The organism is Marinomonas sp., from assembly GCF_965225885.1.
In the GTDB taxonomy this organism is placed as follows: domain Bacteria; phylum Pseudomonadota; class Gammaproteobacteria; order Pseudomonadales; family Marinomonadaceae; genus Marinomonas.
Map to the genome: position 1 here is coordinate 2,010,771 of NZ_OZ245329.1, position 15,081 is coordinate 2,025,851.

Sequence of the window (15,081 nt, forward strand, 5' to 3'; positions counted from 1 at the left end):
AAAAGGGCTGTCTATGTATTAGAAAGCCCTTTTTGTTATTTTTTAAATCAAATGCTTAGACGAAACTTCGAGCAGTTATTGATCTGCTTTGGCGTTAATACTCAATGCTATGGCTTCGGCGATTTTAATGCCGTCGATAGCGGCTGACATGATACCGCCTGCGTAGCCAGCGCCTTCACCCGCTGGATACAAGCCTTTGGTATTGATGCTTTCAAAACTTTCTGGATCGCGCTTGATATTGATCGGCGCTGAGGTGCGTGTTTCTACGCCAGTTAATAAAGCATCGTCAAAGGCAAAACCTCGAATTTTCTTATTGAAAGCCGGAATCGCTTCGCGAATGGCCTCGATACAAAAATCGGGTAGAGCATCTGCTAAGTTAGTGAGCTTAATACCCGGCTTGAAAGAAGGCTCCACTGTGCCTAGTGCTTTCGGTGTTTCATTACGCAAAAATGCACCGACTGTTTGAGCTGGCGCATCGTAGTTGCTACCACCCAATTCATAAGCAAGACTTTCTAATTTGCGTTGGAATTCGATGCCAGCAAGTGGGCCGCCTGGGTAATCGGAAGGATCAATGCCCACCACGATAGCGCTGTTGGCGTTACGTTCGTTACGAGAGTATTGACTCATGCCGTTGGTAACAACACGGTTTTCTTCCGACGTCGCTGCAACGACGGTGCCGCCAGGGCACATGCAGAAGCTGTAAACGGAACGACCATTTTTACAGTGGTGAACCAGTTTGTAATCCGCCGCACCCAGAATCTCGTTACCCGCATTTGGACCAAAACGGGCTTTATCGATAGACGATTGCTCGTGTTCGATACGAAAGCCCACAGAGAAGGGCTTGGCTTCAATGTACACGCCTTTGCTGTGCAGCATCTCGAAAGTATCACGAGCACTGTGGCCAATTGCGATGGCGATGTGCTTAGAATGCAGTTGTTCACCATCCGCAAGCGTCACACCAGTGACTTGACCGTCTTCGATATGTAAATTATCAACGCGACAGCTGAAACGAATCTCGCCGCCTAATTCAATAATCTGTGCGCGTATTTTCTCGACCATGGCAACCAGCTTAAAGGTACCAATGTGAGGTTTCCTGACGTAAAGGATTTCGTCCGGTGCGCCCGCGGCCACAAATTCGTTTAGTACTTTACGACTGTATTGTTTAGGGTCTTTCACTTGGCTGTAGAGTTTACCGTCAGAGAAAGTACCCGCGCCGCCTTCACCAAACTGTACGTTGGATTCAGTGTTCAGAATTTTTTTACGCCAAAAACCGAACGTGTCTTTGGTGCGTTCACGTACTTCTTTACCACGCTCCAGCACGATTGGCTTGTAACCCATCTGCGCTAAAACTAAGGCGGCTAACAAACCACAAGGGCCAAAACCAATCACGATAGGACGTTCAGTCAAGGTTACTGGTGCTTGTGCAACGGGATGATAATCTAAGTCCGGTGTTGCTTTAACTTGTTGGTGATCGACAAACTGGCTAAGCAACTCTTCATTGCATGTCGTCTCAACATCCAAGGTGTAAATCAACATGATGTTGGTTTTCTTGCGCGCATCGTAGCCACGACGAAAGACGTTAAAACTAACGAGTTTCTCTGCTGGAATTTCAAGCATGGATAAAATCGCGTTTTCTACTGCGCTAGCGTCGTGATCAAGAGGAAGTTGGATATTGGAAAGTCGTATCATAGGAATCAATAATTAGAATGCTGGGTCAAGAGTGATTTAACGGGCATAGTACGATATTTTAGCTGAAAAAGCTGTCTTCAAATAGCAGAAGTGATCTTTAAAAAGAGGCACTTCTGCTAAATAGCTTAGTGGATAAGCTAAGAAGCTTGCCTAAAACATACCGAGAATATGCCACCAGAGGAAGTTTAGTGGCAACAAGACGAAACTTGTCAGCGCAAAAGTCGCCAAACATACTTTCGTGACGGCGCTGATGGATAAATTGCCAAGCGCAATTGCAGTTATCAGAGGTGGCGCTTGATAAGGCAGTAAGACGTTTGAAAATGCCAATACTTGGGTCATTAGCACGGCGTTATTAGACAAGCCGGCAATGTTGGCAAGATGTTCCGCCATTGGCGTCATAATGGCAGGAACGCCAGCCAAATTGGTCACCACCGCCACGCAAGTGGAAATAAAGGTCAGCAGACTCAAATTCATCAAAGGTGAATCTTGGGTGAAAGGAATGACCTCGGTTAAATAATTCACCAAGATAGTACCCAAACCAGAATAGGCAATGATGGCACTTAAACCGATAATCCCTGCAGCGAATAGCAAGGTGCCATACTGAATGTCTTTGTCGATGCTATTTTTTGCGGTTAATCCAAGGCTTGGTCATAAGCAAACTAACGCCGTAATAAGCCCAATCCAACCTGCTGAAATATGATGTAGCGAGTCGGTAAACCAGAAAGCAAAGCAAACACAAAGCACAATTAATAAGCGCGTTTCTACTTTTGTCATGGCTGATTTTTCAATGGTCGCTTGTATGGCTTGGTTTGGCGCCTTATCCGGAAAAAGCCATAAAATGACACCAATAGTCATGATTAGCTTGCCAAACCCCAAGACAGGAAAATGCAAAAGTAGATACTCGCCATAAGAAAAAGGCGCGTTATATAAGGCTTCGGTCATACCTGAAAGTAGCATGTTGGGCGCGTTCGCAGGCAAGATCGAAAAGGCTGGTAAGAAGGTTCCGAATGCTGCTGCCAGTAACATGCCTTTTCGACCATTGGAATCTTGGTCATATCCAAAGTGATCGGCGAAAGAGGCAATGATCGGGATGATGAGTACAATACGGCTCACACCTGAAGGAATCAAAAAGGCCAACGCCATCGCAAACAAAGCAATTTTGACTATGGTGCCTCGGTAACTATTACCCAAGATAAGCATCAATAATCGCGTTGCACGGGAATTTATCCCCGTATGATTAATCGCCGCGCCAAACACCATGCCGCTGAACAATAACCAAAAAGTTGATGATTGAAATCCGGCGAATATGACTTGTGTCGGAGCAAGTTGTGTTGCCGTCGCAAAAGCAAATAACCCCAAAGCTGGCCAATAAGCCGGCACCAAAGTCGTAGCCCAGAAGGCGATACAAATGAACAACAGTCCAGCAGTCAATGATTGGGGTAACGTTAGAAATTGGTAGGAAACAGAACCAATGGCTAATGTCATCGCTAAAATTAGGTAAAGCGGCCAGCTGGACTTACTTGAGGGGGTCAGTGAGGGAGTCGGTGTTGTAGTCTGATTGGCATTATTTTTATTATTCATTTGAGGCTCTAAGGACAAATCTCGCCTTCTATGAAAAAGAAGGCGAGATAAGATGACTAGCGAAGGTTAACAGCAGTTGCTTCGTCAAAACCTAACATGATGTTTAGGTTTTGTACGGCAGCGCCAGACGCGCCTTTGCCGAGGTTATCCAGTTTGGCAACCAGTATTCCTGACTTGTTACCTGGTTCACTTAGAACCGATAACTCGATTTGGTTCGTGTCTTCAAGACCGTGTGGTGTTAAGAATGGCGCTGCGTTATCCGCAACCACATTAAAACCATTTACGGTTACAAACGTGTCGTTGGCATACACTTCAGCCAATTTAGCTTGTAGCTGTTCCATGGTGACATCGCCTTTTAGTTGAATTGGCAAAAAGGTCAACATGCCTTGGCGGAAGTTGCCCACACTAGGAACGAAAATAGGTGCATTATCCAAACCTGACCATTTTTTCATTTCAGCTAGGTGTTTGTGGTTGAAGGACAAACCGTAAGCACCAAATATTGGCGCATTGTTGGTGCTTTCATAACGGTCAATTAGCGCATTACCGCCGCCACTGTAACCAGAGACCGCATTGATTGAGTAATCATAAGATGCAGATAGCAATCCCGCTTCAATCAAAGGTTTCAATAGCAAGATTGCCCCCGTTGGGTAACAACCAGGGTTAGAAACAAACTGGGCACCTTTGATTTTGTCGCGTTGTGTGACATCGAGTTCAGGCAAACCGTACACCCAGCCATCGGCGACACGGTGAACAGAACTGGCGTCTAAAATGCGGCAGCCTTCTTCTTTTGCCAAAATAACGCTGTCTTTAGCGGCATCATCAGGTAAACAAAGTACGGTGACATCCGCTTCTTTCATCAAGCGGCGCTTTTCTTCTACGTCGCGTTTTTTATCTTGATCGATACTGATGATTTCAATGTTTGGATGGTTAATTAGGCGATCTTTTACTTGCAGGCCGGTGGTGCCAGTTTCGCCATCAATAAATACTTTTTTCACAGCAGGGTTCCTTACTGGAGGTCTTAAACGAGGCAAAAGCAGGTCGTTGCTATGTGTTCCTGCTTATTGTCGAATGTTTAATGAAGATAAATATATGGCAAACAGTGTAATGCATCCCGATGCAACTGAATAGTTGATAGAAACGCTTAATGCCTAAAAAAGCATTTTTATCTCAGAAGAGTGAATGGTGACGACTGTTGGTTGCTACTCTGCAACAGGTTACACTTTCGGTTTCTTAAATTCGTTAAGTGGTTGTATGAAGAAGTCCGATAAAAAAATTGATAATGCCCTTCGTGAAGCGTTAACAAATGTCTGCGAAACAGCCTTGGGGTCTGTGGATGGGTTCGTCTGGCTAACACATTTAGTGAATTACAGTGCCTTTCCTAATTCACTCAAGATCATTTGTGTGTTCGAAACGGACGAGTCTTTGTCTAATGCTCTTGAAGCCAAGCGGGATGACTATTTTTATCAGCTTATTCAAGACAAGTTAAATGCCGTTAACATCAAATTCAACAAGCTTCGCCAGCAAGTGAGCTTTGATAGCGAAGAAGCTTGCGAGCGCTCTCATGCAGGTAAATGGAATGAACGACTCGCTAAGCTGCAAAGCAGTGTGACGCTGCATTAGCTTAATAAATAAGGCAAGCCGTCGTTTAATCGTCTGTTTGTGCCTGAATGTCTTGCATGGCTTTTTGAAGTTGAGGATTTTTCTCTTCTAGGTATTTTTTAAGACGAGCGATAAACACTTTGTTTTCATGGAAGGGCACGCCTATTTGATGGGCGTCGGCCACTTCCACCATGGATACTTTGTCGTGTTGATTAAACACGTCAATCATCTGTTCGGCTTTATGATGAGAAATGCCCAGCGCTTCAAAAGCAGATCGTCCCATACGCAAGCTACTGTCGTAGTTTTCTCGAATAATGTCGCGACATCCCGACGCCCATAAATCGTAAACGTGGTTATTGTCGAAGGCTCTCGCGATGACGTGTAGGTCTGGATAGTTTTCTCGAACATATTTGACGAGTTTGGTAATTTGCTCTGGATCATCAATGGCGATAATCAGCACCGATGCTTCATCTATGCCAGCAGCTTGCAGTAAGTCAGGACGAGTGGCGTCACCGAAGTAGTTTTTAACGCCAAAATGCTGCAGTGCTCTGAGTCGTTTTACGCTGAAATCAATGACCGTTGAGTGATAACCTGCCAAGCGTAAAAGGTTGTCTATCGTGCTTCCCATTCGTCCTGAGCCGGCAATAATGATTTTATTGTCATCGGGTAGTTCATCGTGTGTGCCTGCCGTTTGGTCTGTGGCATATCGAGGCGCGATGACACGGTCATAAAGGATGAATAGCATTGGCGTGAGCAACATAGACAACGCCACGACAAGCAGCAGAATATCGGCTACTTCTTGTGATATCACGGCATTACTGACAGTAAAAGAGAGCAAGACAAAACCAAATTCCCCAGCTTGGGCAAGGCCTAATGCAAATAGCCATTTGTTGGAACCCCGAATATTAAAAATCCGTCCTAATATCAAAAGCGTCGTGGCTTTCAGCAAAATTAATCCGATAGTTAAGCCAAGGATAGAGAGGAAATGGCTAAATAGTAGAGAGAAGTTTATGCCTGCGCCGACGGTCATAAAGAATAGCCCCAGCAGCAAGCCTTTAAACGGCGCGATGTCACTTTCTAACTCATGCCGATAAGGTGAGTTGGCTAATACCACACCGGCTAGAAATGTTCCGAGTGCAGGAGACAGTCCAACCAAAGACATGAGTAGAGTTGTGCCGATAACAAACATCAGTGCGGCAGCAATAAAAAGTTCTCTCAATTGAGCGACGGCGATAAAACGGAATATAGGCGTGACTAAAAAACTACCGCTTAAAATCACAATGCCAATGGCGCCGATGGTAATCAAAGCCGTTTCCCATGCTTCTAATCCATCGACTAAAGATACGGAATGGCTTCCACCCTGAGATATTTCTGCCGCGTGGTTTAAAGATTCGATGAGTTCTGGTGTGGCAAGCAGAGGAATAAAAGCCAGCATTGGGATAACGACAATATCTTGAGCGAGCAATACGGCAAAAGACGATTGGCCACCATCTGATTTCATCAAGCCTTTTTCCGTTAGCGTTTGAATAACAATGGCGGTAGAAGAGAGAGCAAGTACTAAACCAATGGCTAAGCTGGTACGCCATTCTTGGTTCAATAGCATTCCTAAGCCCATAATAAAAACGGCAGTTAACGCAACTTGTCCGCCACCTAAGCCTAGTAGTTTGGACTTTAATGCCCAGAGTTTTTTAGGGTTTAGTTCAAGTCCAACGAGAAATAGCATCATGACAACACCGAGTTCGGCAAAATGCTGGATTGAAACAATGTCGACTTGGAGTAAAGCCAAAATAGGGCTGATTACGATTCCCGCCATTAAGTAACCTAATACCGAGCCAAGCCCAAGGCGAGATGCAATCGGTACAGAAATGACCCCAGCAACCAGAAAAACAAAGGTTAACAGTAGCGCGTCAGTCATTTCGTTGGTTCCTTAATAATAATTAAAGAGATTATCTATCTCTGTAACGTATTTTAATAGTCTTGATTACATATCGCAGACGGCTTGAGCAAACGTATCAACGCTATTCCAATTAGTAAATTCCATATTGGTTTTGGGATCGGTTGGTCCTTTGGTCATCCACATAATGAAGCGGATCATATTGCGGTCGATAAAACCGTATTTTGGGTAATTTAATTTACCCGCAAAAACCCCTTCTAAACTGGGTTTCCAATCTAGTTGGGCTAACAGTTTGATGATGTATGGGTTGGTATCTGGTTGACACTTCTCAGGTTTACGAGCAACAAGGTTAACGGTGTAAAAAGCACTCGGCTTGCTTTCAAGCTGAGCTTTATTCTGTTCAATAAAATCGATTACGACTTTTTGATGTTTTCCATAGCGAATGCTGGCGCCAATGACTATCTTGTCATGGTTGCTTAAGGTTTCTGCCGTTGCCTCTTCTACTGGTAGAAGAGTGACTGAATGGCCTTGGCTTTCGATAACCGCTTGCATTTTTAGGCTTATCTTTTTTGTGTGACCGTCTGTTGTGGAATATATCAGTAAAGTATTAGACATGGTGATTCAGAAAAGCTGCCTCAGTTAGAGTGGAGAGAAAACGAATAGAGGGAGTTGTTATAAACACTCAAAGGCTTGCTGTAAAGGGTGCAGGGTGCTGTTGTTGATTTTGAAGGTTTTCTTCGCAAAAAAACGGCCTAGATTGAGTAGGCCGCTTTTACTTGTTAAATAGTCAGACTATTCGGCGGAACTGTGTTTTCGAGCGCGTATATCGGATTGTGCGCTACGATAGAACTTTTCCTGCGGTTTAGATTTAGTGACCTGATCGTCATCGCCATCTTCACTACGAAGCAACATAAAGTCAGCGACGCGTTGCTCGTCCAAACGGCCAGCTTTTACCGCTGCTTTTATTGCGCACCCTGGTTCACCTTGGTGACGACAATCACTGAAACGGCATTCTTTTTCCAATGCAATGATGTCTGCGAAATTGGCAATGGCACGACTATCGAACTCAGCAAGTTGTAGTTCACGCATGCCTTGCGTATCTAATAAAATAGCGCCCGATGGCATGATCTTTAATGCGCCAGAATCGCCGATGTTTCTTTGTGCTTTGCCTTCGGCGGTGGTTTGCATCAAGGTATTGATCAAGGCAGATTTACCTGACCCAACCGCGCCAAGTAAGGCAATCGTTTTACCTTTCTTAAGCAAAGGCGCTAAACAGCCTAAGCTATCTGCGTCCAAAGCATTAACGGTTTCTACAATAAGTAATGGATCAAGCTTTTCTACTTGGGCACGTTTTTCTGCCGCATCATTACAAGTGTCTGCTTTTGTGAGTATAACAACGGCATCTGCTTGCGCTTCATGAGTCAGTTCTAAATAACGTTTAATCAAGGCCAGATTGAAATCTTGATTTAATGCACACATTAAAAACACAGTGTCTATATTTGAAGCGATGTTTTCAAATACAGAGCTTGGTTCTAAAAGACGTAGGAAGTTTTGTTCAGTGTCAGTAATAACCCAATCACCGACAGACATGCTTGGCATATCTGAGTCGCTTTCTATATTAAAGAAACCGAATTCACTGACAAGCTCGTAGTTGCCGCCTTTTTGAGAGCAGATACGTGCAATACGATTAGATTCTAAATCATCCAATGATAACTGTTGTTGAAAGTAAGCCTGCCAGCCTAAGTCCAATAAAGTAAACGTGGAATCCATTAATATTACCCCAAGCGAAATACGCCATCGTAAATAAGAAGCAATGCGCTTCAATTAGTACAACCGAACATAAGCAAAAAATTGTTTATGTTCTAGCCAGAAAATATACAAAACACCAATGCGTTATAAACCGTTTTTACAAGGCGTTAATACACGAGATTAGCACAGTGTGAGAGCACTACAAACAGAAATATTATTGTCATAAAAACGGTTTATATTTGATGCTTTTATATGGAAATAGCAACTAAATATTTGTTATCAAATGGTAACTCTATTCAATAGCTTTAGTGCATTAAAACTTTTTAATCGTGCATTTCATTGGTACTTGTTGAGTAATGCAGTGAATGTTTCCCCCACCTAATAATATATTTCTTGCGTAAACACCTATTACTTTATGATCAGGAAATGCCTTTTGTAGAATCTGCTGTGCTTGCTCGTCGGTTTCTTCGCCGAATGTTGGAAACACAATGCTGTTATTCGTTATCAAAAAGTTAGCGTAAGAGGCGGCAAGACGTTCACCTACTTGGCGATTCATGTGATCACTTGCAACTAGGTTTTTGGCTTCATCTGCTGATACAAAAAGCGGTCCCGGCATCGGAAGCTTAATAATCTCCAATGTTCGGCCTTTTGCATCGACAGTTTCGCTTAGGACTTTCAACGCCGCTTTGCTAATAGCGTATTGCGGATCACTTGGGTCTTCACAGTCGGTTAAAGCCACAACTCCCGGACGAACAACATGCATGATGTTATCGACGTGGCCATTGGTTTCGTCGTTATAAAGTCCGTCTTTTAGCCAAATAATTTTTTCGACATTTAAGTACACCTTTAATAGGTCTTCTATGTCTTCTTTGCTTAAATGCGGATTTCGGCTTGGGTGAAGCAGACATTCTTCTGTTGTATATAAGGTGCCTTCACCATCCACATGAATCGAACCGCCTTCTAGAATTAATGGTGTGTGATAAACATAGTCACCTGTGACCGCAGCCATTTTTTCGGCTACCGCATTATCTTGTTCCCAAGAATCATATAGACCGTCTAGTTCACCACCCCAGGCATTAAACTGCCAGCTGTTTGCTCGGCGCTCACCTTGATCGTTCACTACATAGGTCGCGCCTATGTCACGCATCCAGCAATCATCGGATGGAATCTCGATCACTCGAATTTGATCGGGTAAGGCGAGGCGAGCTTGTTCATAGTGCTTAGCATCGACAATGAAAGTGACCTTGGTTGATTGTGCAATGGCGGTAGCAACGGCAACAAACTCCGCTTGAGCGTGCTTGCCTTTCTCTCGCCAGTTGTCTTCGCGTGTTGGCCAAGCCATCCAAACTTGCTCTTGCGGTTCGTGCTCCGCAGGCATACGAAAGCCATCTAATCTTGGTGAGGTGTGCAGCGTAGAGCTCATTAACGTGTCCTTAAGGGTAGCTTTTATAAGTAAAGCAAAGGTTTCGGCCAATTCTATGGCAGACATACAAACATTCAAGAGCATTTTTGTTTTATTTCATCAAATTAGCGGTTTATTTCATCGGCAAAAGTGGTCGGTGAATCATATTTTTTGCGTCTTTACAATTACTCGACGGAAAAAGTTACCGAGTGGCTTTGTAAAAACTACTTATTAAGCGTTTGTTAAACGTCGTATTTAAATGCTGGATTTAAAATAAAGTCTTTTAATATCAATGGTTTGATTGTGATTTTAAAAGTTGGCACGTGCTTCGCAATACTTTAGGGGAAATCAACGATCAGGACTTAAATTCTTCTGTTCGGATTGTTGAATTGATTGCTTGGGAAGACTAGAGACAAACGCAGTCATGACTCCCAAATTTTAAAAAACTAAATGGAGGTTACCATTATGAATATTAAACGCACTCTACTAAATACCGCTTTGGTTCTTGTTACTGCTGGTACATTGGCTGCTTGTGATCAGAGTTCTGATGACAATAAAGTAGAAGACGCAATGTCCAATGCTGGTGATGCCGTTGAGCAAACCATGGACAATGCTGGTGAAGCGCTAAACAACGCTGGTAATTCAATTGAAGACACCATGACAGATACTGGTAATGCCATTGAAGACAAGTGTGAAGAAGCGAAAGAAGGCATGAACGCCAAAGATACTGATTGCTAATACGAAGAGAAAAAAGGCCGAGTAATCGGCCTTTTTTCTGAAGTACTTTTTGAAGCCACTTCTGTTGTTTTATAAAAAATCGGTTTGGTCATATTTATCGAGTTTGTTATATAGGGTTTTTATGCTGATACCAAGTTGATTGGCCGTGTCTGTTTTGTTGCCGTCATTGTTTTTCAGCGTTTTTAAAATGGCGATTTTTTCTATGTCATCAAGGCGCATACCAGTTGGAATGCCTGATGTTTTGTCTGTTTCGGTTTGTTCGTTTAGGTCATTGGTAACAAGGTGTTCTGGGTGAATAATTTGATCGGCTAGGATGTAAGCTCGCTCTATAGCGTGTTTTAGCTCTCGAACATTGCCAGGCCAATTATAGTGATTTATTTTTTCTAGGCTTTGTATTGAAAGTTGTTTGTGTTGACCATCTTGCGCATTGCGGTAGGCCAGAAAGTGTTGAGCAAGGCCACAGGCATCGCCCTCTCGGTCACGCAAAGTGGGAACCATAATAGGAAATTGAGCCAAACGAAAATACAGGTCTTCACGGAAGACTTCATCGCGGATGGCATCACTTAACGTACGGTTTGTTGCCGCAACAATGCGCACGTTGGCCATTTTTACTTGTTGGGCGCCGACGGGTTTGTATTCACCGCTTTCGAGTACTCTTAACAATTTTACTTGCTGCTCATAAGGCATTTCGGTGACTTCATCTAAAAAGAGCGTACCGCCTTCTGCTTGCTCGAAAACGCCTTGATGATCTTTATGTGCTCCGGTGAAAGCACCTTTAACATGACCGAATAGTTCGCTGTCGATCAGTTCTGGGCTCAGTGCCCCGCAGTTAATAGCAACAAATGGGCCTTCAGCGCGTTGGCTGAAAACATGCAAAGTATTGGCGATAAGTTCTTTACCTGTACCGCTTTCGCCCATGATAAAAGCATTGGCGTTGGTTACCGCTACTTTTCTAATAGTTCGGTAGAGTGAATGCATGTCAATTGATGAGCCGACTAACAAACCAAATTGATCCAAATAGCTGGTTTGTGTAGTGATGTTTTCGTGGGAACGGTTTAGCTCAGCAAAGACTTCCTCTAACGAAGACTCAATCAGTTTTAAATTGTAAGGCGCGCGGTAGTGAAATCCAGCGCCTTTATGCATCAGGCAATCCAATATTGGGTCGGGTTCGCCTTTGCTAAAAAATAAGAACTCTGTTTGATACAGAACAGGGCTGTTAATCAGTTCTTTTAGGGCTGTGTCATGTAGAGAATTGACTTCGATAAGAGCAATATCGCATTTAGCCATAGAGAGTTGATCTAGCCAACTTTCACCTTGATGGCTAATGTTGAGTTCATACTGGCGAACGCCATGTAAAGAAAGCAGATTTGAAGCTAATAATGGATCTTGAACATGCATAAATAGCTTTGGTAAAGACATTATTATTTTCCCTAGATAGAACAGAAGAATGATCATAAAAATTTAATAGAGTCATGGAATCATAGGGTGGTAAGTCTGTCCTAGTCTTTCCCTGTAACTTTGCATTAAACACGGCCTTAATTATCCTTGTTTGCACAAAGTTCACCCTTTTTTGAAAGGAGACAAACATGCTTGAAGATCATAGATCGAGAAAAATACTGTATCCAAATAGGGATTCGCGTATTTTATGTGACATGCTGTCTATGTGTTTTGACGGTTTTTTTGCGAACTCGGCGTTATGTGGGCGAGTCGGGAATACACTGGATAAGCATGTGTTTAAGAAAGTGTCTTCTTTGTATCGACGGTTGGCTGAAAGACTACTGCATAGTGTTGGGGTGTTACCGGAAGATACTGGCACAATGAATCCAGAACCCGGTTATATAGCAACGGCTTATTTGTCTGCTCTTAATGCAGCAGATAGATATGCACCAAGTCGCGTTATGTCAGTCAATTGGCAGGTAATAAAGCGTATTGGGAAGTTAGTCCGAAAGTTAGATGATAAGCTGTTCGCCAACATGATAGTGGATTATTTAGCCTGTATTCAGATAGTCTTAGACAACGCACAGCAACGGCGTAAGGTGGCTAAATTAGTTAAGTGAACCAACAAAAAAAGAGCATCAATATGAGCTCTTTTTTTGTTCATGAAGAATGTTGAGTGTTGAGGCTATTTATTATTAACGATTCGATAGTCCAATTTACCAACCACCGTGCCGCTATTACCAGTTGTCGATACATTAAAACTGGCGTTGTTTTTTTCTTTGTTTGGGTTGATGGTCGAGATAACTTCGCCATTGATAACAAGCTGGTATGTTTCTGAAAATGTAATATTCAAATCTTCTGATTTTGGGTTTTCAAACAAAATATTGTCTTTTAAACGAATGACTCTGCTTTCGCCGCGAACCCATTGGCCCACAAGTGGTTGCGCTTTGAATGTTGTTTTGCCATGAGTAACCGTCGCTTCTGATAGAAAAATGCGAATCAAATCACCATTCATTGCTACTTTTTCTCTGTCATCTACGCGCGCATTTAATAATGCAATGGCGGTATTGGTCTTACTGATATACGAGCGTAATTCTTGAATGCCTGAGCTCATTTCTTTTGAATTTAATTGTTCTGTTGCTAATAGTCTTGGCAGCTCAGGAGCATTGCCAACTCGTTTTTTCAATTCAGAATAATTAGTTTTAGCCAGTTCTTTTTGTGCAGCAAATTGTTCGGCTAGATCGCCATTACTGCTTTTAGCATTGCTGACTTCATTGGTGTCAATAACAACGCTTGTTTCTACCGTTTCTGCGTTGTTGGCAGTAGTTTTACTTGGCGTGGTTTGTTCAGTACTTACTGTGTTCGGCGTAGAGGTATTCTCAGTTTGTTCGTTTTGTAAGTCTTTTAAAATTGGCATCGAGCAGGCACTGAGTAAAAGTGTCGCAAGTAAAAGGCCGGTACGGAATGTAGACATTAATTAATCCTGAGATTATAAGCGAAAAATAAGTCATCAAGTATGCGGTATGAAGGATTGTATGTCGAGCTGAAGTGCCAGCTACCGAGGTGAGTATTTTATTTATAAGTGTAAATAAAAACTCTCATGACGGCTGGAGGTAAAGATGTATTGCACAGAGCATGAGAGACAAGTCGATAACTTGTCTCTCATGCCGTTATTTTTGTGACTGATTCCATAGAATACATTCGTCTAGCGTGACGCCTTTGCCGCCAAAAATATCCAACGCGCTGCCAATGGTTAAATCGACAATGCCATTGGATAGTTCGTGAACGCGTTTTAAGTCTGCTAGAGAGCGAGCGCCACCCGCATAGGTTACGGCAACAGGGCAGCCTTGGCCGAGAAGGGTAACTAAATCTTCATCAATTCCAGCTTGTAAGCCTTCTACATCGGCCGCGTGAATCAGAAACTCATCACAATGATTGGCTAATTCAATGAGGTTTTCTTGGTTAACTTGAGTGGATGTAATAGTTTGCCAACGATCAGTTGCAATATACCAACCATCTTTTGTTCGACGGCAACTTAAATCTAAGACTAAACGGTCAGTACCGGTTTCGCGCTTGATTTTATCTAAGCGATCCCAAGAAAATTCCCCATTTTCAAATAAATAAGACGTGACAATAACGTGAGATGCGCCCGCTTTTAAGTAGCTAGCTGCATTGTTAGCCTTGACACCGCCGCCAAATTGCAAGCCATTCGGATAAGCGCGTAGGGCACTTAACGCTTCTTCTTGGTTGCCTTTACCCAAAGCAATAACATGTCCACCAATTAGGCCATGCTCTCGATACATATTGGCATAATGCTCAGCATTGTGTTCGCTGATAAAGTTCTCTGTGGCGCCTTTGTCATTCAGACTTCCACCTACAATTTGCTTAACCTTGCCTTGGTGTAGATCGATACAAGGACGGAACTGGGTCACAAAAAACTCCTATTTGGTTGGGAACGAGTCGGCGATTGTAACCGATAATGTACTGATAAACGATGTACCAAAGCAAACACTTCTTAAGCCTGTTATAATCGTCGGCCATTCAAATAGAAAGAAACATAAAGCAATCATCATGCTGCAAATTACCCTCGCCGTGGCGATCCCAGACCACGAAATTGAATTGACCGCTATCCGAGCGCAAGGCGCAGGCGGTCAAAACGTGAATAAAGTCTCTTCAGCCATTCATCTTAGGTTTAATGTCGCCAATTCTTCTTTGCCTGAATTTTATAAAGAACGCTTGTTAGCATTAAGCGATTCTCGTCTTACCAAAGACGGTGATATTGTGATTAAAGCTCAGCAGCACCGAACGCAAGAACTGAATCGAGAAGACGCACTAGCAAGACTGAAAGAGCTAATTTTAGAAGCGGTTCGTGTGCAAAAAGCGCGTCGTCCGACTAAACCAACACGTTCTTCGCAGAAAAAACGTATTGATCAGAAAAAGCAAAAAGGCCAAATTAAAAGTTTGCGTCGCAGCAATTGGGATTAATACCATC

General features: G+C 43.0%; 15 protein-coding genes. 4 read left to right on the forward strand and 11 right to left on the reverse strand.

Annotation, left to right across the window (positions count from 1 at the left end):
- Positions 1-75: 75 nt before the first annotated feature.
- From ACO05V_RS09520 to argC, 4 genes are all read right to left on the reverse strand, one after another.
- The gene (locus ACO05V_RS09520; protein WP_421850177.1) at positions 76-1,689 is read right to left on the reverse strand and encodes an NAD(P)/FAD-dependent oxidoreductase; all 1,614 of its coding nucleotides are present in this window, start codon (positions 1,687-1,689) and stop codon (positions 76-78) included.
- Positions 1,690-1,839: 150 nt separating this feature from the next.
- Positions 1,840-2,280 (reverse strand): hypothetical protein, encoded by a 441-nt coding sequence (locus ACO05V_RS09525; protein ID WP_421850180.1) that lies wholly within the window; start codon positions 2,278-2,280, stop codon positions 1,840-1,842.
- A gap of 57 nt (positions 2,281-2,337) precedes the next feature.
- Complete coding sequence (locus ACO05V_RS09530; protein WP_421850183.1) at positions 2,338-3,270, reverse strand: SLC13 family permease; 933 nt, start codon at positions 3,268-3,270, stop codon at positions 2,338-2,340.
- 56 nt (positions 3,271-3,326) lie between these two features.
- Complete coding sequence (gene argC, locus ACO05V_RS09535) at positions 3,327-4,265, reverse strand: N-acetyl-gamma-glutamyl-phosphate reductase (RefSeq protein ID WP_421850186.1); 939 nt, start codon at positions 4,263-4,265, stop codon at positions 3,327-3,329.
- A gap of 256 nt (positions 4,266-4,521) precedes the next feature.
- Between argC and ACO05V_RS09540 the strand changes: the two genes are divergently transcribed.
- A complete protein-coding gene (locus ACO05V_RS09540; protein ID WP_421850189.1) occupies positions 4,522-4,890 on the forward strand; it encodes a Fis family transcriptional regulator in 369 nt (122 codons plus the stop codon).
- Positions 4,891-4,915: 25 nt separating this feature from the next.
- On the opposite strand, the gene ACO05V_RS09545 is transcribed toward ACO05V_RS09540, so the two are convergent.
- From ACO05V_RS09545 to aguA, 4 genes are all read right to left on the reverse strand, one after another.
- Positions 4,916-6,784: a cation:proton antiporter gene (locus ACO05V_RS09545; protein ID WP_421850192.1), complete on the reverse strand. Its 1,869-nt coding sequence runs from the start codon at positions 6,782-6,784 to the stop codon at positions 4,916-4,918.
- A 66-nt stretch (positions 6,785-6,850) separates the two neighbouring features.
- Positions 6,851-7,378 carry a menaquinone-dependent protoporphyrinogen IX dehydrogenase gene (gene hemG, locus ACO05V_RS09550; RefSeq protein WP_421850196.1) on the reverse strand — a complete coding sequence of 176 codons (528 nt, stop codon included), beginning with the start codon at positions 7,376-7,378 and terminating at the stop codon, positions 6,851-6,853.
- Between the two features lie 177 nt (positions 7,379-7,555).
- Positions 7,556-8,533, reverse strand: a complete 978-nt coding sequence (gene rsgA, locus ACO05V_RS09555; protein WP_421850198.1) for a GTPase RsgA — start codon at positions 8,531-8,533, stop codon at positions 7,556-7,558.
- 292 nt (positions 8,534-8,825) lie between these two features.
- The gene (gene aguA / locus ACO05V_RS09560; protein ID WP_421850201.1) at positions 8,826-9,935 is read right to left on the reverse strand and encodes an agmatine deiminase; all 1,110 of its coding nucleotides are present in this window, start codon (positions 9,933-9,935) and stop codon (positions 8,826-8,828) included.
- A 444-nt stretch (positions 9,936-10,379) separates the two neighbouring features.
- Here aguA and ACO05V_RS09565 point away from each other — a divergent pair, with 444 nt between their 5' ends.
- The gene (locus ACO05V_RS09565) at positions 10,380-10,652 is read left to right on the forward strand and encodes a hypothetical protein (protein WP_012069204.1); all 273 of its coding nucleotides are present in this window, start codon (positions 10,380-10,382) and stop codon (positions 10,650-10,652) included.
- A 69-nt stretch (positions 10,653-10,721) separates the two neighbouring features.
- On the opposite strand, the gene ACO05V_RS09570 is transcribed toward ACO05V_RS09565, so the two are convergent.
- Entirely contained in the window at positions 10,722-12,071 is a 1,350-nt protein-coding gene (locus tag ACO05V_RS09570; protein WP_421850205.1) for a sigma-54 interaction domain-containing protein, read from the reverse strand.
- Positions 12,072-12,238: 167 nt separating this feature from the next.
- On the opposite strand from ACO05V_RS09570, the gene ACO05V_RS09575 reads away from it, so the two are divergent.
- A complete protein-coding gene (locus tag ACO05V_RS09575; RefSeq protein ID WP_421850208.1) occupies positions 12,239-12,709 on the forward strand; it encodes a hypothetical protein in 471 nt (156 codons plus the stop codon).
- Positions 12,710-12,774: 65 nt separating this feature from the next.
- Here ACO05V_RS09575 and ACO05V_RS09580 read toward each other — a convergent pair whose 3' ends face one another.
- Together ACO05V_RS09580 and hisA are read right to left on the reverse strand one after the other, a co-directional pair.
- Positions 12,775-13,563, reverse strand: a complete 789-nt coding sequence (locus tag ACO05V_RS09580) for a hypothetical protein (RefSeq protein ID WP_421850211.1) — start codon at positions 13,561-13,563, stop codon at positions 12,775-12,777.
- Positions 13,564-13,759: 196 nt separating this feature from the next.
- Entirely contained in the window at positions 13,760-14,521 is a 762-nt protein-coding gene (hisA, locus tag ACO05V_RS09585) for a phosphoribosylformimino-5-aminoimidazole carboxamide ribotide isomerase (protein ID WP_421850213.1), read from the reverse strand.
- Positions 14,522-14,660: 139 nt separating this feature from the next.
- On the opposite strand from hisA, the gene arfB reads away from it, so the two are divergent.
- Complete coding sequence (gene arfB, locus ACO05V_RS09590) at positions 14,661-15,074, forward strand: alternative ribosome rescue aminoacyl-tRNA hydrolase ArfB (protein ID WP_421850216.1); 414 nt, start codon at positions 14,661-14,663, stop codon at positions 15,072-15,074.
- Positions 15,075-15,081 lie beyond the last annotated feature (7 nt).